We start from the raw sequence: 21,921 nt of genomic DNA, 5'->3' as shown, positions 1-21,921 counted from the left end.
CTCATATTGTTATAACTTATAATTGATTTATTTCTTAATCTAGTAGGAGGATTACAGATGATGGAAATGAGTAGATTTTATACGCATTGGAGTAATAGATCGTGTTTCATGATGCATGCGAACAAATATAAAAAACTCACCAAATAGAGGAGAGTTTTTTACATTTTATATTAATCAATCAAAAAAATAATGGTTCTTCTAAATGATCCCCTTTTCTGATGAAAAGATGATTTCATCCATTATAGTATTTTCCATTCTTCCTTCATCATATTAATTGCAGTTCTAAATTAGTCTCAATAGCAACAAAGCTTACGAAAAAAGCCTTTTATTACTATTTATTTTTTTATATGATCAGGACCAACATGTATTTCAACATTATACATTGTCTTATTAAATCCGTGTGGGAAGCCTCGTTCTAATTGTTGATATGTGAAGTATGGCTTTTCAAGACCTTCTTCTACAACTACTCTATAAAATCCCCCACCAACTTTATCTTCCTTTAATTCATTATCAACATAATAGAACCTTACAGGTTGCACTTCACCAGCAACCTCTTGAGTGTAATATCGTTTATATTTGTCGATAATCTCTTCGTCTTCCTCGGCTTTTACAACTAGTTCTTCACTATATTGAATCTCTTCAATATCTTGGGTCAGCACCTCTAAATTATTAATATAAGGTAAGACGTAGTCTTGCTCCCAATCTTCCATTCTACCAGGAAATTCTTCATCATTGGCAAGCGCTTTTTCATAATCAAAAAAGTGTACAACTGATAAAGCGACCACTAGTACAGCACCTATGATAAAATGGCTCTTTATTCTTTTTACACGGTTAGAGCCTGCTAATAATGCAATATACAATAATAAGATAATGACTAATACAATCACTGTTTGCCAAGGTTTCAATAAATCCACAGCTTGCAACTGGATCTGTGAACCAACCTCTATAATTTTATCAACTGTCAATTTCTCTCTCTCCTTTTTGGAAACGACACCCCCAACACGTTAACGCATTAACGTGGCGGTGGTCATGCCCCGAGTTTTGCTGTAGCCTTCTTTTGTCTTTGTAACTTCTAATATTGCGGGCATGGCATTTTTTAATTCTTGGACGTGCGATATGACTCCAATCATACGTCCAGTTTGCTGTAATTCAACGAGTGTGTCGATAGCTTTATGAAGTGCCTCTTCATCAAGTGATCCAAAGCCCTCGTCAATAAACATCGTTTCGATTGAAATTCCACCTTCGTACGATTGAATAACGTCAGTCATACCTAAAGCTAAACATAAAGACGCATTAAATTTTTCTCCACCTGATAAGGATTTCACATCTCGCTTTTGTCCCGTGTAAGTATCATAAACATCTAACCCTAACCCACTTTGTTTACCTCGTTTTTCTAAACGTTCACTACGAACAAGGTAATATTGCCCATACGAGAGTTGCTTTAATCGCTCATTGGCAGCAAGAATGATTTGCTCTAAAAATTCAATCTGTAAGTATCTTTCAAATGAGATTTTCTTTTCATTATCTCCACGAACAACGTTATACAGATCACTCATCAGACCTAGTTCTTGTTCGGCACCTTGTTCAGCTTCACTCGATTCAACAATTAATTGTTTTAACTTCTGTGCCTCCATCTTGTAATATTCTGATGTTTGCAAAGATTTCCTCACTAATTCAGTTTGTCCTTTTAACTCCATAACACGTTGTTCTAGTATCTCTACGTTACTTCGTTCTTTTCCAGCAAGCTCCTTGTCGAGCTCTTCGACTTGCTTTCTTGTAGTATTTAGTGCCACATGGAAGCTTTCGATTTCGTCCTTTAATTTCTTCATAGCGTCCTTATTACGCTTTGCACTCAAATAGACTTGATCATTCTCAAAATTTGCTAGACGTAATTCAGTGTAAAATGTTTGTTCAGTTTTTTCAAGCTTTGTTTTTGCTTTTGCTAACTGATCCGTTACATTTACCACATTAACGTTAGCTGTTACAACATTTTCATTAGCTTGTTTAAATTGGTCTTGTACCAATTTCCACTTATGCATAAGACGATTCTTTTCATTAGCAACTTTAGTTATATTGGCTTGAAGCTTTTCTACAGAACGAACCTCTTCACTCACTTTTGTTATATTTTGTTGTAAAAGTTCTTCCTCTGTCCCATATTTTATTGTAACGTCTTGATATCGTTGTTCAGCTTGCGTCCTTTTCTCTTCTTCTTGTTGAAGAGAAATCTCAAGCCTATCATATTCTTTTTTATATTTAGCTACAATTTTTTGGTCCTGATCTAGTTGCTCTACTTCAGCTTTTAATAGTTTTCCTTGAATCACTAATTGATCATATTGCTCTTGCAATTGGTCTATAGAAAACCCATAATGCTCAATTTGTTCCTTTTTCTCTTCAAGCTGTATACGTAAATTTTCATAAACCGCTTTTGCATTCAAATACGTTGTTTCACATAAATTTTTTTCTTTTTTATGCGATTCAAGCTGCTCTTTTGTAGTCATACCTTCACTTAATAACGCTTTACTCGGATGCTCAATACTACCACAAACAGGGCACGGTTCTTCTGGTTTTAACCTTAAAGCTAGTAAACTAGCTTGTCCATCTATCCACTGCTTTTCTAATTGACTATAAACTTGGTTAACGTATTCATACTTTTTAAAGCTCTGTGTCATTTTATTATATGCTTGTTTACCTTGTAAAACGAGCTGGAGATATTCATTGACAGCCTTAGATTGCTCTCTTAAATACAACAATTGTTTATGTTTGTCAGGCAAAGAATCAACCTTCGATTCAAGCATTCGAATTTGTTCAAAGAGCTCCGTTTTTTTCAGGGAATTTGATTTATGTTGATTTTTAAGTTCATTAAGCTGGCTGCTTAAATGTTTTAGCTCACGACTCAATCCGCTTACTAATTGTTGTTTAGCATCAAGTTCTTGTACAGTAGGTATTAAATCGTGAAGACGGTTTAACTCTATTGATAAAGCTTCACGGATACGGTCTTTTTCTTGCTCCTGCTCATAATCTGTTTTCACTTGATCGAATAGTTGTTTAGTGCTCTCTAACTTCTCTGTAATAGCTGTAAGCTCATTCTCCTTATCGTGAACTTCTAGTTTTACCGTTTTTACTTGTTGTTCAATAACTTGGAGCTGTTCAGCTTGAGTAGCAAGCTCTAATTCATCCACTTTTAATTTTATATTTCGCTCTTGACCTAATAGATTTGAGAGCTCTAATTTTTTTGTATTAAGCAAATCCAAACGTTCATTGACTACCTTGCCACGGTGTAGCAGCTCATAGGTTTCATCATATTTTTGTTGTTCTGTCTTTTGCTTTAGCAATAGTGTGTTTGATTCCTTGTCAAATTCATCAATTTCTTGATCTAATGCTGATAGAATTTGATGCGTATTAATATGCTCTTCTTTTAGAAGTTCCGTTAGTTTAGATCCTTCACGATCACGCAATAACCCTTTTAGCTGATCAATATACAAGCTTCGTTCATTCAACTTGTTCATGTATGTTAGCTCAATTTCTTTTTTCATCTCTCTCAATCGATCAGCTATGCGTTTAAATGAATCAGTTTTAAAGATGCGTCTAAGTATTTCTTCTTTATTTTCTGTTTCTGATGTTAATAATTTACGGAATTCTCCTTGTGGTAGCATAACAATTTGTCGAAACTGGTCTCTCGTTAAGCCGATGATTTGTTCAAGCCTGTTATTTACGTCAGTAACTTTAAAACGATCTACACATGGAATTTCTTCACCACTAGTTAATTGCTCATATAATTCATAACGCTCACCTGTTGGTGTCTTGTTACCTTCCTTGACATGTGATAGCTGTCGAAGGATACGAAATTGCTTATCCCTAAGTTGAAACACTAATTCTACTGAAGTATGTGTATCATCATCTGCAAAATGACTTCGTAACATTTTCGTATCTTGACGTTCCTGTCCACTTGCCTCTCCATATAAAGCAAAACAAATGGCATCAAAGATCGTTGTCTTTCCTGCTCCTGTACTTCCGGAAATAACAAACAACCTTTGCTCACCTAATTTAGTAAAATCAATTACTTCTCTATCCTTATATGGACCGAATGCGCTTATAGTTAAAGTAATTGGCTTCATGTCCGTTCTCCTTCCGCTCGGAGAATATGTTGTAGTACATCACGAAATAAATTTTCCGTATCTTGCTTCACTTCTGTACCTTTAACATCTGTATAAAAAGCTTTGAAAAGTGATAACTCGTCCATTTGTGTCCGTTGATTATTTTTTTTCTGTGTACCCTCTGGCGTACTTGGTGTACTTTGCTTTTGCTCAATATGCATAGCATTAGGATAAACAGCACGAATTTTTTCCATCGGAAATAGTACCGGATGATCATCTAGCAATCTAACAAACACATAATCTTCATTTTTGTCTTGTAATTGGATATCCTTCATATACCCTTCTATCGTTCGCATATCACGCCGAGGCGAAAATACTCTCTTTTCTATCGATGTATTACCTACATCATCCATCTCGACGATATAAAACCCTTTGTTGTGTGTCTCTTCAGAAATCGAGTATTTTAATGGTGATCCTGCATACCTTATTTTATCATTGCCAACTTTGTGTGCTTGATGTAAATGACCAAAAGCACTGTAATGAAAATGTGAAAAATAACTTGCATTCACTTGCTCAGCTCCACCAATTGCTAGTGGACGCTCCGAATCACTTGTATTTTCTTCTTTTTCACCTTTTGGTGTGACAAAATGATGTCCAATAAATACATGCCTGGCCTTATTATCCATTTGTTCAGTTATTTGGGTTACAATAGCTTCCATAGCATCATCGTGACTTCGAATTTCTTCATTTTTTAACAAGTGTTTGACAACGCCAGGTTCAGCATAAGGTACTAAATGGAAATGAACTTCACCGAATTCATCTCTTATAATCACTGGTTCTATCTTTTCAGAAAGATGCCCGACAATATGTAGTCCAGCTGCTTTCAACACACTGCTTGCAAAATGTAGTCTACCAGGGCTATCATGATTCCCTGCAATCGCTAAAACTGGAGTTTGTAAATCTATTATAATTCTCCTTAATATTTCATCTAACAGTTGAACTGCTTCTGTAGGAGGCACAGCACGATCATAGACATCACCAGCTATAATTACAGCATCTGGTCGTTCTTGATCAACTGCTTCAATTAATTGATTTAGCACATATTCTTGATCCTCAGTCATATAAACACCTTGAACTAATTTACCTAAGTGCCAATCAGCTGTATGAAAAAATTTCATCTATTACACCTGCCTCATTAAACTCTTCTTCTATTATATTCTTAAAAAGTAGTATAGTAAATTCTAGATTATCTTGTGGTATCCATATCGGATGTTGATTCATTTATTTCTTATCTAAAGAACCACTTCACTTTTGTTGTTCAGTAATTAAATCCATATAAAACAATAAGTTAACTTTCAATCTATATATCAAATATTTTAATAATTTGTTCCATAATAGTGTTATAATGGAAGTAATACAATAGTTGGTACTCAAGGGTGTGAAGGCTGAACCCGTCATTCCATATTGGAGAGGGGGTGATGCCTTGACGGTATATGAAGCGGTGAGCTTAATGGTCTCTTTTGGGATTCTCATCATCGCGATACTGTCTTTCGATAACAAGAAATAACCACCCTTGAGCTTGTCGGCAAAGTAGGGTGGGTTATATCATCCGCTGCCTTCCCCTTTGAAGGGAAAACTATTGTATGAGCAGACTGTTGGTGTTCAAGCACCTATAGTCTGCTTTCATTTGTATTAAAATTATCTATCCAATTATAATATAGCATATCTTAGTGTAAATTTCATCCATTTATTAGTTTGACTGTTTAACTAGCATTCGTAGCAATTTTGCCGTACATGAGGACGATGATCGTTCCTTGCCTTCTCTTTTCTCAGTGTTTCAATGATTATTGTGTATTCTTAAGCTGTCTTCGCAACATGAGCTATACACGAATATAACAGGCATTCGGTTAGCTTTTTTCTGTAGATTACAAAAATCATATGATATTCATCAGTTACTCATATGTGAGTGAAAAAAGCAATAAAGTTTACAATAAGAGCCTTTACTTACTAAGTAAAACAACTTTCATACGAAACATTTAGTGAAAACTGCTAAGTTTTTTAACGATGAAAATTGTAAAAAACTTGTTTTGCTATCGTTATTTTATACAAATAACAATAATTCTATGACAAGAGCCGATATAATTTTTAATAGTAATATCTTATACATTTAATTATGAAAATATCTTTATAACAAAGGTTGTTCTAATTCTTTTTCTAACACTACACCCTTTTTAAGGATGTACAAATGTATAAAACCGTACAGGGCAGAACTAGTTAATAAGATTCCTGCAAAAATATACACATATTTTACACCAATCCAATCTGCAAATAGACTAATTCCTAACATAGAGACAATAGAAATAAATTGCATAAGTGTAGATTTCGCAGCCATGACCTTCGTTAACGTTCTTTCGTCAGCACTATTTTGAGTCATTGTTACTTGTGCCATATCACGCATTTGATAAGCTGGTCCCATTAATACAACTAATAGCAGCGCTAAATAAGCATTAGTAATTAAACCATACGTGAATGTCAGCATTCCAAATAAACATGCCCCAGTTATCATAAATATCGTTAAGTTCCCTTGTATCCTTGTAGATAGTTTATATATAAGTATCCCACCTATGATTGCACCTAAATAATAACCACTATTAATATACCCCCACCATGCTTCTCCTTTATTCAATACTTCATAGGCATAGGCAATAGTAATTGGTCCAATCCATATAGTTCCTACCCATGCCTCAATTAAATCCATCGTAACGATAACCCTTAAGCCTTGATGCTTAAATAAGTATTTCCACCCCTCTGTGATACGGACAACAAAGGGCTCACGTTTAGTATCGTTCATGACAGCTTGTATATTTATTGTTACTAATGACAATAAGGATAATAATATCAACAAAAATGTTAAGCCTAATGTTACATATAGTCCAACAAACTGTAGTAATATTCCACCAATCGACCATCCAGCTAATAAAAATGTTTGATCTACAGTAGCTAGTAAACTATTTGCACGTACTCTATTGTCTTCTGCTACTGCAGATCGTACGAGGGTAGATTTAATTGGACCAAACCAACCATTAAAAAAAGAAATAACTGTCAAAGTACTAAATAGTAACAACAAGATCGGCACGGTATATTCTTGGACCAATAACACTGCCAATACAATAATGAATGGCAGTTGAATACTTTGAGCAAATATAAGAATCGATCTTAATGCAAATTTATCAGAAATTGATGGTAGCAAAAATGCACTGATTAACCTTGAAGCTAGACTCAAAACTGTAACCAACGCAGATAATGTAGTTGAACCCGTCTCCTTGAATATCGTCATAACAACAGCCATTGTATATAATGAGAAACCCAAGTTTGTAGACGTTTGACTTATAAGTAATGCATAAAAACTTTTATTCATATAAACCACCTTGCTTTTTCTACGCTTAACAGAATAGGTAAATTATAGCATAGTGGTACTGAATAGCTTCATAAATAAGGTTGATCATTATATACGACTTTAGTCTTATAAGCACAGATTATGCTTTCTTTGATTTTATCAGTGGATCTTTCTTTGCTTTTATCAGTGGATACAAGCTTAGCAAACATAAAATGATCGTAGCTATGTGAGGAACCGCAAATAAATAGTGAGCAACAAAGCTGTTTGAAGGTGTACCGTCAGATATGCTAATCCCGTAATATGAAAACCAAAGATATATTGGCAATAATTGAAGTAAAACAATTATGTGTAAAATGAAGCTATTAATGACTTTTAAGCGTTTTGTCTTATCCTCCAGCAGCTCAAAAAAAATACTTAAGCCACCTAAAAGCGCAAGAAGAAGCCCCCATGTAATGACTTCAGATTCAACTTGACCAAATAATCCTGACATATATATAAATCCAACGAAACATGTAAGAACTCCTGAACTTATGCTTAGTTTACTCAAATTATGAGCTCCTTTTATTATCTCCTAAACATTTTATATCATATTAACATCATTATATTATGCGATCACTTCAGCAATGAAGCGTCCCCTTTCGCTTTAACTGTCTCCTTCTTTATGTTGACAAACAATCGTGGACATATTAATACGTCCATAAGATAGCAAAACAAGTAACGAAAAGAGTTCCTTCATAGACATTCCACCTTATATCCATTCAACTTAACGCTGAAAAACCATTCTTGTTAACTAATTTTACTGTCTATAGGAAAAGCTATCATTATTTGCACTGTATTTAATTAAATATTCCCAGTTTTTTCATTTAAGTCTTTTAAAACTTTTTCAACATCCATTTCGTTAAACTAGCTGAGGTGAACAAATTTGCTAACCGATAAAGAGCTCATAAAAGATATTCAAGCAGGGAATCAAGCATCCATGGAAGTACTCGTAAAAAGACATTATAAAGTAGTATATGCCTTTGTTTATCGGAAAATTGGCGATAAAGAAACCGCTTATGATTTAACACAAGAAATTTTCATAAAAATGATGAAAAGCATTCATAGTTACTCATCGAAAGCCCAGTTCCAAACATGGCTTTTAACGATAGCTGTGAATCATTGTCGAGATTTTTTTCGTTCAAAATCCTATCAGCAGTCATCACAGACAGAAGAATTTGATGAGAGCTTTCAGTCGAATAAAAATGAAGGTGTGCATTATATTTTTGAGAGAAGTGAGAACAGAAAAATGATCAAAAGTGCAATTCACGAACTTCCAGAATTTCAAAGTGAAGCAATATTATTAAAGTACTTCCATGACATGAAAATTAAAGAAATTGCACAGGTGACAAATACGAATGTCTCAACCGTAAAATCAAGACTAAAGCAAGGTATGGCAAAATTAAAAATGATTCTAGAAAGGAGTGGTTCGTTTGAGCAGCAGGGATGACATAAATCTTCAAATTAACAAAGAGCTTGAACACTTCAGTACATTAGATGATTTTTCAGTTGAGTTTCCGAGTGAGGATGAAATGTATCAAACAATTGAGACTCTTAGACAGTATGTGCCTGAAAAACAGCAAAAAAGCAAATTAGATAAATTGGCAGAGTTGCTGCGCCTATCAACAAAGGAGATATTCTTTATTGATAAATCATTTTGGATTACGAATCTCACTTTTTTCCTAATTGGTTTTTTGCTTACGATAAACACATCCGGTAATCCATATTTTGCAATTATGTTACTTTCTCCCGTACCTTTTCTATTAGGACTGCTAGAGGTCTTTAAAGGTAGAGATAGAGACTTTCTAGAATTAGAATTAACGTGCAAATATAACGCTCAACAGCTGGTGCTGTCTAAAATGGTCGTCACCGGTGTGTACAATTTCATTCTCATGGTATTTCTTATTACATTATTAAGTTTCACTGGGGATGGACAAATATTGCTTACGAAGGTACTCATGTATTGGATCCTTCCGTTTACTGTTGTAGCATCATTTGGGTTGTTATTAGCCTCTAAATTAAAAGGGCAAATTGCAGCACCGTTAACAGTCATATTGTGGATAAGCTTCGTTGGAATCTACATGAGTAATGAACAACTCATAACATACATGGAATCTAGACCAGTCATCATTTATATTATCGCTTTTTTATTAGCAGTAACATTATTTATATTTCTAATCAAAAAAATAACGAGAGGTGTTTCCCTTGAATTTAACAATTGAAAATGTAACTAAACAGTTTGGAGATAAATTTGCAGTAAACAATGTGTCATTTAATTTAACAGCAGGTGTTTACGGTTTTTTAGGTGCAAACGGAGCTGGTAAAACAACATTAATGCGCATGCTCGTGACACTTATTAAACCGACTTCTGGGCGAATTTTATATAACGGTAAGGATATTGAAGTGTTGGATGAAAAATATCGTGATGTACTCGGCTATTTGCCTCAGTACATTGGCTTATATAAGACCTTTTCAGCTGAGAAATATTTAATGTACATTGCTTCATTAAAAGGAATTGAGAAGAATACAGCAAGGAAAAAGATTGATGATCTATTAGAGGTTGTTAATTTAACCGAGCACCGGAAAAGAAAGGTTGGCAAATTTTCAGGTGGAATGAAACAACGTCTAGGTATTGCACAAGCACTATTAAACGATCCAAAAGTGTTAATCGTTGATGAACCAACCGCAGGACTCGATCCGAAAGAACGAATTAGATTTAGAAATTTATTGTCTTCTATTTCTAAAGATCGGATCGTGCTGTTATCAACCCATATCGTCTCAGATATCGAATTCATAGCAAAGGAAATACTCGTGTTAAAGGCTGGTCAGCTTATTCAAAAAGAAAAGCCTGATGAGCTGCTCGAGCAAATCCAAGGATATGTATGGACCGTGAATGTCCCAGAAAATGAGGTTCAAGCATTCCAAGCAAAATACAAGGTGGGAAATATAATTCGTCAACAAAATGAAATTGGACTTAGAATCATTTCTGAAACCAAACCAGATGAAAGGGCAGTTTCAGCACAGCCTAATCTAGAGGATCTATATTTATACTATTTTGATCAGGAGACAGCACAGTGAAACAACTATTGAAGTTTGAGCTATATAAAATATTTAGACAAAAGGGAATTTACATTGTAATGGTACTCATGTTTCTTCTATTTAGCCTCGTAATGGTAAGTGAATCTAGAAATGTTTCACCGAAAGCAGACACGTACACGACTGAGGTCAAGGAAGAACTTAACACATTTGCTCAAGAGTGGGAAGGGAACTTAACTAGTGAGAAAGTTGAGGAAGCTACTCAAACCTTAGACTCTTTACCTTATGCAAATACACCAACAAGCTCCTTAACTAACGAAGAACTTGCGAAGTATAATATCGTTCAACAAATTTTATTTAATGATAATACTACGCGTGACATTAAATCGAAAATAACAGAACTAGAAATAAAGTTAGACAAATTATCAGAAAATGATATTTCTTATAAAACAGCTCTATTAAAAATTAATATGTTAAATCATTTGAAATTAGATACCTTTCAGTATAATCAAGGGCCAATAAACACGATAGATTTTGTTGAAAGGTTTGCTCCATATTTTACTGGAATCTTGATGTTAATTGGACTAGCTTCTATTTTTGTCAATGAAACGAATACAGGAATGGATCAGTTAATATATAGCTCAACTTATGGTCGCCAAAAAGGTGTCACAGCTAAAATAATCGCTTCATTAGTTTATGTATTATTCTTAACAACTGTATGGGTCATGTTCAATATAGTCATGAATTCATATATTTATGGGAATATTGGGTGGAATTCACCTATTCAATTTTTAAGATATCCAGAATCACCATATACTTTAACTGCTATCGAATATTTCTTTAGCCAGATCGGCATTCATCTACTAGTAGCATTTGCGTTTATGACGTTTGTATTAACTGTCTCTGCCATAACAAAAAGCACTTTAGTTTCGTTTATCATTAGTGCAGTAACCTTTTTATTACCGACAATTAACCTTGGTGTTCCTTATTGGGAATACGTGAAACAGTATAGCTTTTCAAATTTCATGACTGCACCAGAATTCACAAAACCATTTCATGCTCTAAACTTATTCGGTGTTCCTGTATTAGATCCAATTGTGAACTATCCTTTAGTTGCTTTATTTACTGTTATGTTTATGATGATGCTTTACAAAGCGATTAAAAACAAGCAAGTAGCATAATTTATATACGAGAAAAGATTTACCTGGATAAATATGCTCTCATTCTACTAATCTATAAGCTAAAAACCAGAGATGAATGAAGATCATCTCTGGTTTTTAATCATATAAGTTGTCATCATTCGTGTTACAAGTTACTTACAATCTAATAATTTATTATAGATGCGCTGGGTAGCCTGTAATTGTTTGAATAGATTTGTATAACGGCATTAATTTTGTGTACATCTTCTTATATACTTCCCGATACAATTGATCATATAACTCAACATTTTCTTTTAGTGGTTCGAAAACATCTCCGTCTTTAGTCATATTATTAACAGCATCTTCAACAGTAGAATAAATTCCCGCTCCCATGGCTCCCAAAATAGCTGCTCCTAATCCTGATGATTCGCTCACAGTAGGGCGTTTAGCAGGTAAATTAAATATATCAGCAGTTATTTGCAGCATTTTGTCACTTTTAGATCCACCACCACAAACAACGAGTTCTGTCATCGGAATCTTTGTCCGTTTTTCGATCCTCTCTCTACCTTCACGTAAAGAATATGCCAAACCTTCTAATAATGCCCTATAAAAGTGACCTTTAGTGTGCACACCACCAAATCCGATCACTGCACCCTTTGCATCTGGACCTGGGTATCTAATTCCTGGAGACCAAAATGGTTGTAGTACTAACCCCATTGAACCAGGAGGAACATCTGCTACTAAATCATCTAATAACTCCTCTACAGCAACGCCCGCCTCATTCGCTAGCATCATTTCTTCATTTGCAAATTGCTCCTTAAACCATGAAACCATCCAAAATCCTCGATACGTTTGTACTTCTAAATTATATTGCCCTTGAGCGGCGCTAGGGTATGGTGGAATCAATTTAATTGGTTCCAAATATTTGTTGGAATTCACATTTATTGTTGCTGTTGTCCCATATCCAACACTCCCTCTATGTGGAGCTAGGCAGCCTGTCGCTAATACTTCACATGCCTTATCAGTTGCCCCTGCTATGACCGGCAAGCCCGCAGGAAGTCCTGTTTCTGCAGCTGCTTTTGAAGTGAGCACACCTAGCTTTTCTCCTGGCTGAACAAGGGTTGGCAACATCTTTTCCTCTACAGGAATAGCCTTCCATTTCCAATGTTTCTTTGCTGACCACGACTGCTTTTTGTAATCAAAAGGAATATACCCAACTTGGTTTCCTATTGAATCCACAATATCACCTGTAAGTTTATAATTGATGTAGCCTGATAACAGTAGATAATGCGCGGTCTTCGACCAAATATCTGGTTGGTGCTGCTTGATCCAATTAGCTTCTGCCTCTGCTTGTAAATAATGAAGTGTTGTTGTTAATCCAGCAAGTCGAAAAACAGATTGCCACGCTGCCCCAACTTCAGGCCATTCTGTCGATCTGCGTTGATCTAACCAAAGCATCGCAGGTCGTAATGGCTGTTTATTATGATCAAGGTTAACCATCGTCCCCCTTTGGGTAGTTACCGTCACTGATACAACTGCCTCTTTATTTACTTTGCCTTGCGCAAATAATTTATTAGAAGATTCCACCAAACAATTCCAATAATATTCAGGATCTTGTTCAGCCCATCCAGGCTGATTTGAAAAATAAGCTGGTGAAAAAATTACCTTCGTATAATCTATTAAATGACCGTGTTTATCAAATGCTAATGTCCGCACACTTTGAGTTCCTATGTCAATTGCCAAAACCGTTTCATCCATTGTTGTTCCTCCCCCCCCACGAATAACAAACATGAAACAGCCTCTAATAAAATATTTAATAAAGTTATGAGGCTTTCTTCATACCCCTATCTATTTCAGTTCCGTTATAGCTCAAAGAAATGATTCAATAAACGTACTTTATATCCTAAGATATCTTGATTACTCATGTTAATATGTCTTAACTTTGTAAATGTTAACATTCGTACTCAATAAGTAGCTGTAACACTTATCTCAATCCTCTGTTACACCAAATTTTATAGCACGGTTTCCCTCACTTAACTTCCAGTAATAAATTTGGGCTATACCCTTGCTTCCATAATTTCTTATACCTAGCCACTTCATCATCCCAACGTTCATCATCCCAATCTAGCAATGACTGTACCTCTACTTTTAGTCGGTCAAGTATGCTAATAGCTCCTTCAGGTAGTATCATACCGAGTCTAACTCTACGGAGTAACAGATCGTCTAAATGAACGATAGATTCATACTTCGCAGCCCAGCGTAATTCAGCCCATATTGTATTTGAATCTAGTATTAGTTCGCAGCCAGAATGATCCAATTCATGGGCAAATGTTGACCACTCATGTCCATAACGCCCAGATAATCGACGGCTGATTGTATCGTTTAAATTGCACTTAACATCTACAGCTTTAGATTCATCAGTTGATAGGTCATTCGTTGCTAGCGTGCTAGATGGTGTTACTACTTTTAATACTTTATTGATTGCTTCCTTTGCGAGAATATCAAATGTCGTTAATTTCCCACCAGTTACAGTTAATAAACCATGTTCTGTCCATACACAATGATCTCTTGATTCTTTTGAAGGATCTTCCTTGCCTGTATCTACCACAGGACGAATGCCCGCAAACGTCGAGATCACATCTTCAGGTTTCAAATTATACGCTGGAAACATCTCATCTAATGATTCAAATAAGTATTTCCCTTCTTCAACACTAATACCTGGCTCTTCGTCAAGTGATTGATGATGATCAATGTCCGTTGTACCGACAAGCGTTACTCCTTCCCAAGGGAACGCATAAATGTAACGACCATCCTTTTTATGGGCAAAGCTAACAGCTTGTGAAAGTGGGAATCGCCAATGTGGAAAAATTAAATGACTACCTCTAAGAGGACGCATTTTCGGTGACTCCCCCACTTGTTTCCGAAGTTGATCAACCCACACACCTGTTGCATTTACTATCACTTTCCCACTAACTTCTGACATTTGCCCAGTCACAACATCTTTAACTACAACACCGTTCACTTCACCGGCTTGGTCTTTAGTTAATTTTTCTACTGCAGCATAATTTATAGCTACTCCACCTTGATGTTCAGCTTCCCTCAACACTCTAAGTACTAGCCTAGAGTCATCAGTCCTTGCATCATAATATTGTAAGCCATTACTAAGCCCTGTCTGTCTAAGACCTGGTGCCAACATACTCACATTAGCAGAGTCATACTTACGGTGATTTCTGCGCATAGCAATCATATCATATACAGTCAAGCCTGCTTGTAATACAAATGAACCTAAACGATCATCATCATAAAAAGGGATGAGTATCCCTAATGGATCAACTAAACCTTCGCATTCACGCAGAAGCTTTTCTCTTTCAGATACAGATTGATAAGTCGTTTTGATTTGCCCTTGCTTTAAATAGCGTAATCCACCATGAACGAGCTTCCCGGAGCGACTAGATGTACCCCAAGAAAAATCTCTTTTCTCCAACAGTAAACACTTTAATCCAAGGCTTGCCGCTTTCCGAAGTATGCCTGCGCCCGTTATTCCACCTCCGATAACAATAACATCCCAAGGTTCATTAAGACTTCTCCATTTTTCAACGCGGCTTGTCATTATAAACACCCCTTTTATAGTAGCTTATCCTTATTCATTATTTTTTCTGGATCAAGTGTATTGCTTAGGGTTCTAATCATTTCCATGCCAAGTGGTGTTTTCTCTGCTTCTAAATATGGACGATGATCAACCCCTACTCCGTGCTGGTGACTAATGGTTCCTCCATTTTTAACTATGGCTTCACTTGCAGCTTTTTTCAGCACTTCCCAACGCCGTTTCGTTTCTTCCGGTGTATTTCCTATTCGAAATAAGTAAGTTGTATAGATACTTGAACCATGAGGATAGACATGTGAAAGATGAGTATATGCAAAAACATTTTCTCCGATATCCTTTAAGCCGTTCCGAAATGCAGCTTCCACTGCCTCTGCAGTAGCGGGAACTCGATCCCATGTTGTTGCAGTTTCTACAGTATCAACTGCATAACCTTCTTCCCATAGGCTATTACGTAAATACGGTGAGCGGAAACGATTTTTCACCCAATGTTCCCCCGCTTTTGTACCTACGAGCACACCTCGATGCTTTTTAATCATTGCTTGTGCTTCACTAAGAGCAGCATTTACATGTTTTTTTGAACCAGTGACGCCATATAGTAGCATACATTTATTGTCATCTACACCTCTAAAATTAAGCCATTTCTCTAACAGGGCTATTGTTTTACTGTCCCCTGCCATCTTTAATTGAGATACTGTTTCCTCAGGTAAGCTTAAGCGCATCATAGAAAGAGGTACACTATTTTGTGCAATTTCCTTAATTGCTGCCATCCCTTGCTCAGCACCTGGAAAAAATGCAGTATAAAATTTCTCCTCTTCTGCAATTGGTGTTATTTTAATCGTTACCCTAGTTACAATCCCTAACCTTCCTTCAGATCCCATTACAAATTCACGCAAATCAGGCCCAGCTGCTGATGCAGGTAAATTTGGTAACTTCAAGCTACCAACAGGTGTTTCCATCACGCCTCCAACGAATAACCTTTCAATTCGTCCATACTTTAATGATTGCTGCCCTGCTGAACGAGTAACAACCCAGCCACCAAGTGTAGAGTATTCAAACGACTGTGGGAAATGACCTAACGTGAATCCTTTTGCTTTTAACGCTGCTTCTAAATCTGGTCCACGTATACCAGCTTGAAATTCTGCCAGACAACCTTCTTCATCAATATGAAGTAATTTATTCATATGCCCCATGTCTATTGTAAGCGTAGGTTTGTCTCCAGGAAGAGCACTTAAATGTCCAACAACACTCGTGCCTCCTCCGTAAGGAATGACATTTGCCCCAACCTGTGAAGCAAATTTTAATAGTTCACGAACATCTTCATCTGTTGTTGGATATGCTACACCATCCGGGTATGTTGGTATCTTTCCACTACGAATAGCAATAAAATCTCCCAAGCTTTGACCAACTGAATGTCTCAGTCGTTCGAGTGGATCTTTGCTAACGAGACGGTGATCAGGTAGTTTTGATGCTGGAACATTGGCTATAGCGTTCTCTAGCGATATATCCTCAGGACCCTGACTCGTACCCAATTCATTTTCTAAAAAGGACTTTGCCCCTCCTGGTAAGTCCATATTTACTGTATCGTCACCCCAACCGTTCCATCTTCTCATTTGTTTTTCCCCCTATATTCATATATATTTCTGAAAGATTTTTAAGCTGTTTTCGAGAAAAATGACATTTCATTCACCTTGTGTATATTCATATACATCATTCCGAAAACGCTTACAAAATATGGTTCAATTAAATACTTTGGCTTTTTTTCCATAAATTTATGCTTTTAATCATTTCTTCTTTGGTAAGTTGCTCAGCTTTATCAGCATCCCCAGCCATAGCTATTGCTAAAAGCTTAAGGTAAAATTCACGTGTTACTTCACGATTTTCCTGATGTGAGAAATACAACCTCCCCATCAAATTGTATATTTCAGTAAAGCTATTCATTATTAATAAATAAATCGGATTTTGTGCTAATTCTGCTAATTTTGTTTGGAGTTTCCAATCAAATAAAGTGAATTGCTCACAATCATCTTCCAATTCACTACTATTTGCTAACACTGCCACAACCTTAGCAGGGTTAGATAATACTGATTTGTGAACAAATTCAGGAGCTAAAGCCGCTCTTACTTCTAATAAATGAACGATAAATTGCCCGTTTGGCTGGTCAGTATTTGTGATGATATTTTCGAGTGTATTTAAATTCCCTAGTTTCCAAAAATCATTTACGATCGTCGCATGCCCTTTTCTTTTTGTAAACCATCTATCTCTAGCTAAACGCTGAAGTGCCTCTCTCAAAGTAGGACGTGCTACACCTAACGTTGCAGAAAGCTCTCTTTCTGAAGGCAACGTACTTCCAGGGGGATATTCTCCGCTCAAAACAGCTTTAATTAAAATATTTTCTACTGTTGTTGAGGAATTCTCAGAAATTGATTTTTCTTTCAAATCATTCACCTCCATTGTTGTAATTTTCAAAATTTTACAGAGACAAATAAGTACCCTCATTATTTTCTATGCAATTAATTACTTACTGGTAAGTCAGCAATAATCTTGTGGTCTTACCACAATCATAAAATATCGCTATAGATATGTCAAAGAAAATTTAAATATATGTATTAGCTGCATCTATGATTCTCTAAAACCTTTATAGTATAATTGTTTTAAAAATATTGGTGGTTTTTATTTGGAATTATTAATTTTTTTGTTCATAGTTACACTCGTTCATTTAATTCATGAACTGGGCCACGCTTATTTCGGCACAAATTTCAAGGCTAAAATTAATGAGATATCGTTAGGAATTGGTCCTATTATCGTAGCAACAAAAACAGTATCGATACGACTGCTGTTTTTTTTAGGGGGGTATTGTTTTTGGGAGGAAAGACATGTTTTATCTAATTTAAAGCTTAGTGCCATCCATTTAGGAGGCGTTATATTTAATTTTATTACGGCTACTATTATCTTGCTATTTATAAGCTGGGTGCCAGATCATTTATATGACATGATCATGTTGTTCATACTTTATTCATATTTTTTAGTCATTATTAATGTCATCCCATACCGGTTTAACAAGAAGAAAAGTGATGGTTGGTTAGTATTAGAAGCTATTTATTTTGCAATTAGAAACAGAAGAAAACAGTGTAAATGACAGATGAGCACATTCATCTGTCATTAGACGGCGTCTCTATATTCATTCTCTTATTAATAATGACTCTCAATGGATATAATAGAATAGACATTAATAATAATAGGTTGATAAAACCAGCCAATGGATATAGCACTGAAACTAATGCTGAAAATCCAAATGTAGTTAACGGAATAATAAGTATAAATATTACAATCAAAAAGAGCCAAATAGGTATACGGAACCTTTCTCGCAATCTAGCTGATAAACCAAATATACCGGACGCAGCAGTTGTATAAATAGCAGTAAATAGAAACAACGACATAATTCCAATTATAAGCATAGGGAAATAGGCTAAAATGGCATATAGAGGAATTTCCCATTCATCTACATCTACAGGTATTCGTACTAAAGATTGATTATAAATAAAGCATATGATACCTAATATTATGCCACTCCCAATACTTGCGATCACTGCTTCCCCTTTTGTATGTAGTTTCTTGCCAATTGCACCAAGTACCCCTATGATGGGCAAAATATTAAATGCAGTAAATGTAAATGCTGATAACAAGTTTTGTTTAGCACCCCATTGTAATATAAACGGTTCCTCCAGTTGATTCATAAACAAGATCAGCGTCACAATCAATCCGACTATAAGGACAGGAAAAATGTAAAAATTCACTACGATTAACCCTTTAAACCCCCAAAACAACTGCAAAGTTAATAGTAACAAAAAGATCATAATAGCTAACCAATAGGGTACATTAAAATGTGCTAGAACTGCCGCACCACCTGCTGTCATGACAACTGTTGTTGCAAATAAATAAAAAACAATGAGTACATCATAAAATTGAGCGAGCCTCATACCGACAAGTTTACGTAAAATCGGTAAAAAATGATCAGTTTTTTCCTCATAGCTTATTGATAAAACTACAAAACAGCTAAAAATAAATATTAACATAAACAACACAATTGCCAGCTCACTACCTTCTCCAAAAAATTGCCATACCTCTTGTCCAGAAGCAAATCCTGCACCCATCATCACTCCTACAATTATTGACATCCACCTAAACCCTGCAAGCCACATTACTACACCTCACAATATGATTAATGTTGGTTATATCTCCAAGCAAAATCAGCTTTTTCGGAGGATGAATTTTCTTTAATTACATCCTTTATCTTTTGCTTCTATATTATATGTTTACATTCATAAAATACATTACCTAATTAGCTAATGAGATTATTAGGTTGACAACCTTCCTACTAATTGATGACAATGAGAGTAATATAAATGACCTATTAAGGAGGGCTCAAATGAAGGTAGGTAGAGTAAGTAAATTATATAGATATCCAGTTAAAGCATTCGGTGGAGAACGGCTAAAAAATGCGCCTATTCATCATCATGGCATATGGGGAGACAGATCTTTTGCATATAAAATAAATTCAAAATTCTTAACTATTGATAAATTACCCGAGTTAGTAAATTACAATGCTAAATACACTATCGCAAATGGAGGACCTAAAGTTAGTATTACGTCAATTGACGGTACGACTTACGATTGGGGTGATCTAGCACTAGATAAAAAGCTTTCAACTCTTCTAGATAATGAATCAATCTCTAAAGTAAGTCATGATCCTGAGAGCGAAAAAGGATCGTATTGGGAAAATCACATATTATTGACTTCCACCGCATCTTTAGCAAAAATAAGCGAGTTATGTAAAAGTGAATTATTGGATATAAGGAGATTTAGACCAAATATCGTTATAGACCTTGAAAGTAATATTGCATTTGAGGAAGAAACTTGGATCGGTAAAGAACTATCAATAAATGGAACAAGATACAAATTAGATAAGAAATGTGTCAGATGTGCTTATGTTAATGTTGATCCTACAAATTCTACAGAAATAAATCCGAACATATTAAAGACGATCGTTAAAGAACGGGAGGCATTTTTTGGCGTATATGCTTCAGTAGTCGCTACGGGTGAGATTTACGAAGGATCTCAAGTATTCCTGCATGACAACGATCCAATAATTTAAAGAGTTTGTCGTAAACGTTGTTGTTACTAAAATAATATCAACTAATGAAGGATTGATATTATTTCTTCTTATAACGTGCTATGATGTCCCGAATGTGATTTGTATACGAGTTCATACCCAAAATATGAAAAGCAACATTCATAGCCACCTAATTTTCAAAAAAACTATAACGCGCTGATGAAACATTTTTTATCAAAGTGACAAGGAGATGGAAATGTCTACTACCAATTTGAACGAGCTTGGTGATTCTTTACGATCAATTGATCAAGCTTTCAAAAAACAAATTGAACCATACCGCCAAGATTTGTGGAGATTTTGTATGCATTTAACTAAATCTCCATGGGATGCTGAAGATTTAGTCCAAGACACTTTGCTTAAATCACTATCCGTATTAGCGAAAGTATATCAACCAGTAAATACAAAATCGTATTTATTTAAAATTGCTTCAAACTTATGGATTGATCAAATGAGAAAAACTAAAAAGCATACCGACATCATACAAGCAACTGTTAGCCAAGACAAACTAGACAATTATCAATTCGAGCTCATTGAGCATTTAGAAATTGTAATCACTTTGTTAACACCTACCCAATATGTGACACTAATTCTTGGAGATGTTTTCTTATTTAAAGGGAAAGAAATTGCAGAAATTATAGGCTCGAGCCAATCGGCAGTAAATACTAATTTACATAGAGCCAGAAACATAATGAAAAAGAAACACCTTGACCTTCAAGCAGTTATCCTAAAGGACTACAAAAAAGATGTTCAAACAAGCAAGGCTATGAACTTATTACTTGAAGGATTCAGAAAAAAAGATGCGAAGCTAATTGCTTCATTACTTGATGAAAATATCGTTACAGATATAGTTCATTCAGGCTTTGAAATGGGAGCAAACGAAACACGTAACAATTCCTTAAATGATTGGCATAATATCGTACGAGATCAGCAAGATATCGTTGTAAATTATATTGAATTGTGGGGTCAACGTGTATTAGTAGAAATGGAGAAAAAACAAGATAATGAACTATACTTAAATAATATCCATTATTTAGAAATCACAGACAACAAAATAACTTACTGGAAATTTTATTGTTTTTCGTGGGATATCATGAAAAGGGCCGCTGAAGCGTTAGAGGTGCAATTAAATGCTAGATACTATTATCATATTTTCTAAAATTATTTTTCTGAAAATTATTACTCTTAAACTTCAATTAGAACAGACCTAGTGATTTTGTATTTGTCATCTTGTTAAGAAGAAAAAGATGACACAACCTCTAGTTATTTATTACATATTATTTGCTTTGCACGAATACAACAATCAAGCCTATTTGTTAACAATTTACGCTCTTTTCATAAGACTTGTTGTTTTTCACTTACATTTGTGTAACTGATGCGTTTTATATGGTTTTTATAGGCTTTAGCGAAGAATATATGTCACAAATGCTATAGCAACAATCAATGCG

General features: G+C 35.3%; 18 protein-coding genes. 8 read left to right on the top strand and 10 right to left on the bottom strand.

All coding sequences use genetic code 11. The annotated features are described in order from the left end of the window. Window positions 1-335: 335 nt before the first annotated feature. Genes SLH52_RS10695 through SLH52_RS10685 form a run of 3 tightly spaced genes read right to left on the bottom strand, consistent with a single transcriptional unit; the run spans window position 336 to window position 5,272 of the window. On the bottom strand, window positions 336-965 hold the full coding sequence (locus SLH52_RS10695) for a hypothetical protein (protein WP_320209264.1): 630 nt from the start codon (window positions 963-965) through the stop codon (window positions 336-338). 39 nt (window positions 966-1,004) lie between these two features. Next, entirely contained in the window at window positions 1,005-4,115 is a 3,111-nt protein-coding gene (locus SLH52_RS10690) for an AAA family ATPase (RefSeq protein ID WP_320209263.1), read from the bottom strand. Next, window positions 4,112-5,272, bottom strand: a complete 1,161-nt coding sequence (locus SLH52_RS10685; protein WP_320209262.1) for an exonuclease SbcCD subunit D — start codon at window positions 5,270-5,272, stop codon at window positions 4,112-4,114. The genes SLH52_RS10690 and SLH52_RS10685 overlap by 4 nt, the downstream gene beginning before the upstream one ends. Before the next feature lie 260 nt (window positions 5,273-5,532). On the opposite strand from SLH52_RS10685, the gene SLH52_RS23380 reads away from it, so the two are divergent. After that, a complete protein-coding gene (locus tag SLH52_RS23380) occupies window positions 5,533-5,661 on the top strand; it encodes a putative holin-like toxin (RefSeq protein WP_410629484.1) in 129 nt (42 codons plus the stop codon). A gap of 618 nt (window positions 5,662-6,279) precedes the next feature. Here SLH52_RS23380 and SLH52_RS10680 read toward each other — a convergent pair. Next, a complete protein-coding gene (locus tag SLH52_RS10680; protein ID WP_320209261.1) occupies window positions 6,280-7,512 on the bottom strand; it encodes an MFS transporter in 1,233 nt (410 codons plus the stop codon). Between the two features lie 118 nt (window positions 7,513-7,630). Further along, window positions 7,631-8,038, bottom strand: a complete 408-nt coding sequence (locus SLH52_RS10675; RefSeq protein WP_320209260.1) for a hypothetical protein — start codon at window positions 8,036-8,038, stop codon at window positions 7,631-7,633. Between the two features lie 375 nt (window positions 8,039-8,413). Here SLH52_RS10675 and SLH52_RS10670 point away from each other — a divergent pair, with 375 nt between their 5' ends. The 4 genes from SLH52_RS10670 to SLH52_RS10655 are packed head-to-tail and all read left to right on the top strand — an operon-like array spanning window position 8,414 to window position 11,744. Further along, window positions 8,414-8,977, top strand: coding sequence for an RNA polymerase sigma factor (locus tag SLH52_RS10670; protein ID WP_320209259.1), 564 nt, complete (start codon window positions 8,414-8,416; stop codon window positions 8,975-8,977). Continuing rightward, window positions 8,961-9,749, top strand: coding sequence for a hypothetical protein (locus SLH52_RS10665; protein ID WP_320209258.1), 789 nt, complete (start codon window positions 8,961-8,963; stop codon window positions 9,747-9,749). Before SLH52_RS10670 ends, SLH52_RS10665 begins: the two co-directional genes overlap by 17 nt. Beyond that, window positions 9,733-10,605 carry an ABC transporter ATP-binding protein gene (locus SLH52_RS10660; protein WP_320209257.1) on the top strand — a complete coding sequence of 291 codons (873 nt, stop codon included), beginning with the start codon at window positions 9,733-9,735 and terminating at the stop codon, window positions 10,603-10,605. The genes SLH52_RS10665 and SLH52_RS10660 overlap by 17 nt, the downstream gene beginning before the upstream one ends. Beyond that, window positions 10,602-11,744, top strand: coding sequence for an ABC transporter permease (locus SLH52_RS10655; protein ID WP_320209256.1), 1,143 nt, complete (start codon window positions 10,602-10,604; stop codon window positions 11,742-11,744). Before SLH52_RS10660 ends, SLH52_RS10655 begins: the two co-directional genes overlap by 4 nt. Before the next feature lie 153 nt (window positions 11,745-11,897). Here SLH52_RS10655 and SLH52_RS10650 read toward each other — a convergent pair whose 3' ends face one another. The 4 genes from SLH52_RS10650 to fadR form a co-directional block, all read right to left on the bottom strand. Next, the gene (locus SLH52_RS10650) at window positions 11,898-13,460 is read right to left on the bottom strand and encodes an FGGY-family carbohydrate kinase (protein WP_320209255.1); all 1,563 of its coding nucleotides are present in this window, start codon (window positions 13,458-13,460) and stop codon (window positions 11,898-11,900) included. A 271-nt stretch (window positions 13,461-13,731) separates the two neighbouring features. After that, window positions 13,732-15,312 carry a glycerol-3-phosphate dehydrogenase/oxidase gene (locus SLH52_RS10645; protein ID WP_320209254.1) on the bottom strand — a complete coding sequence of 527 codons (1,581 nt, stop codon included), beginning with the start codon at window positions 15,310-15,312 and terminating at the stop codon, window positions 13,732-13,734. A gap of 14 nt (window positions 15,313-15,326) precedes the next feature. After that, the gene (locus tag SLH52_RS10640) at window positions 15,327-16,916 is read right to left on the bottom strand and encodes an FAD-binding oxidoreductase (protein ID WP_320209253.1); all 1,590 of its coding nucleotides are present in this window, start codon (window positions 16,914-16,916) and stop codon (window positions 15,327-15,329) included. A 130-nt stretch (window positions 16,917-17,046) separates the two neighbouring features. Then, the gene (gene fadR, locus SLH52_RS10635; protein WP_320209252.1) at window positions 17,047-17,742 is read right to left on the bottom strand and encodes a fatty acid metabolism transcriptional regulator FadR; all 696 of its coding nucleotides are present in this window, start codon (window positions 17,740-17,742) and stop codon (window positions 17,047-17,049) included. Window positions 17,743-17,980: 238 nt separating this feature from the next. Between fadR and SLH52_RS10630 the strand changes: the two genes are divergently transcribed. Further along, entirely contained in the window at window positions 17,981-18,442 is a 462-nt protein-coding gene (locus SLH52_RS10630) for a site-2 protease family protein (RefSeq protein ID WP_320209251.1), read from the top strand. A 13-nt stretch (window positions 18,443-18,455) separates the two neighbouring features. Here the strand turns inward: SLH52_RS10630 and SLH52_RS10625 are convergent, their stop codons facing one another. Beyond that, window positions 18,456-19,481, bottom strand: coding sequence for a hypothetical protein (locus SLH52_RS10625; protein ID WP_320209250.1), 1,026 nt, complete (start codon window positions 19,479-19,481; stop codon window positions 18,456-18,458). 251 nt (window positions 19,482-19,732) lie between these two features. Here SLH52_RS10625 and SLH52_RS10620 point away from each other — a divergent pair, with 251 nt between their 5' ends. Both SLH52_RS10620 and SLH52_RS10615 read left to right on the top strand, forming a co-directional pair. Next, entirely contained in the window at window positions 19,733-20,458 is a 726-nt protein-coding gene (locus SLH52_RS10620; RefSeq protein ID WP_320209249.1) for an MOSC domain-containing protein, read from the top strand. Between the two features lie 214 nt (window positions 20,459-20,672). Continuing rightward, window positions 20,673-21,632, top strand: a complete 960-nt coding sequence (locus SLH52_RS10615; RefSeq protein WP_320209248.1) for an RNA polymerase sigma factor — start codon at window positions 20,673-20,675, stop codon at window positions 21,630-21,632. Window positions 21,633-21,921: the final 289 nt, after the last annotated feature.

This window comes from Cytobacillus sp. IB215665 (assembly GCF_033963835.1).
Classification (GTDB): domain Bacteria; phylum Bacillota; class Bacilli; order Bacillales; family SM2101; genus Nanhaiella.
This window is presented reverse-complemented; position numbering and strand designations above follow the sequence as displayed.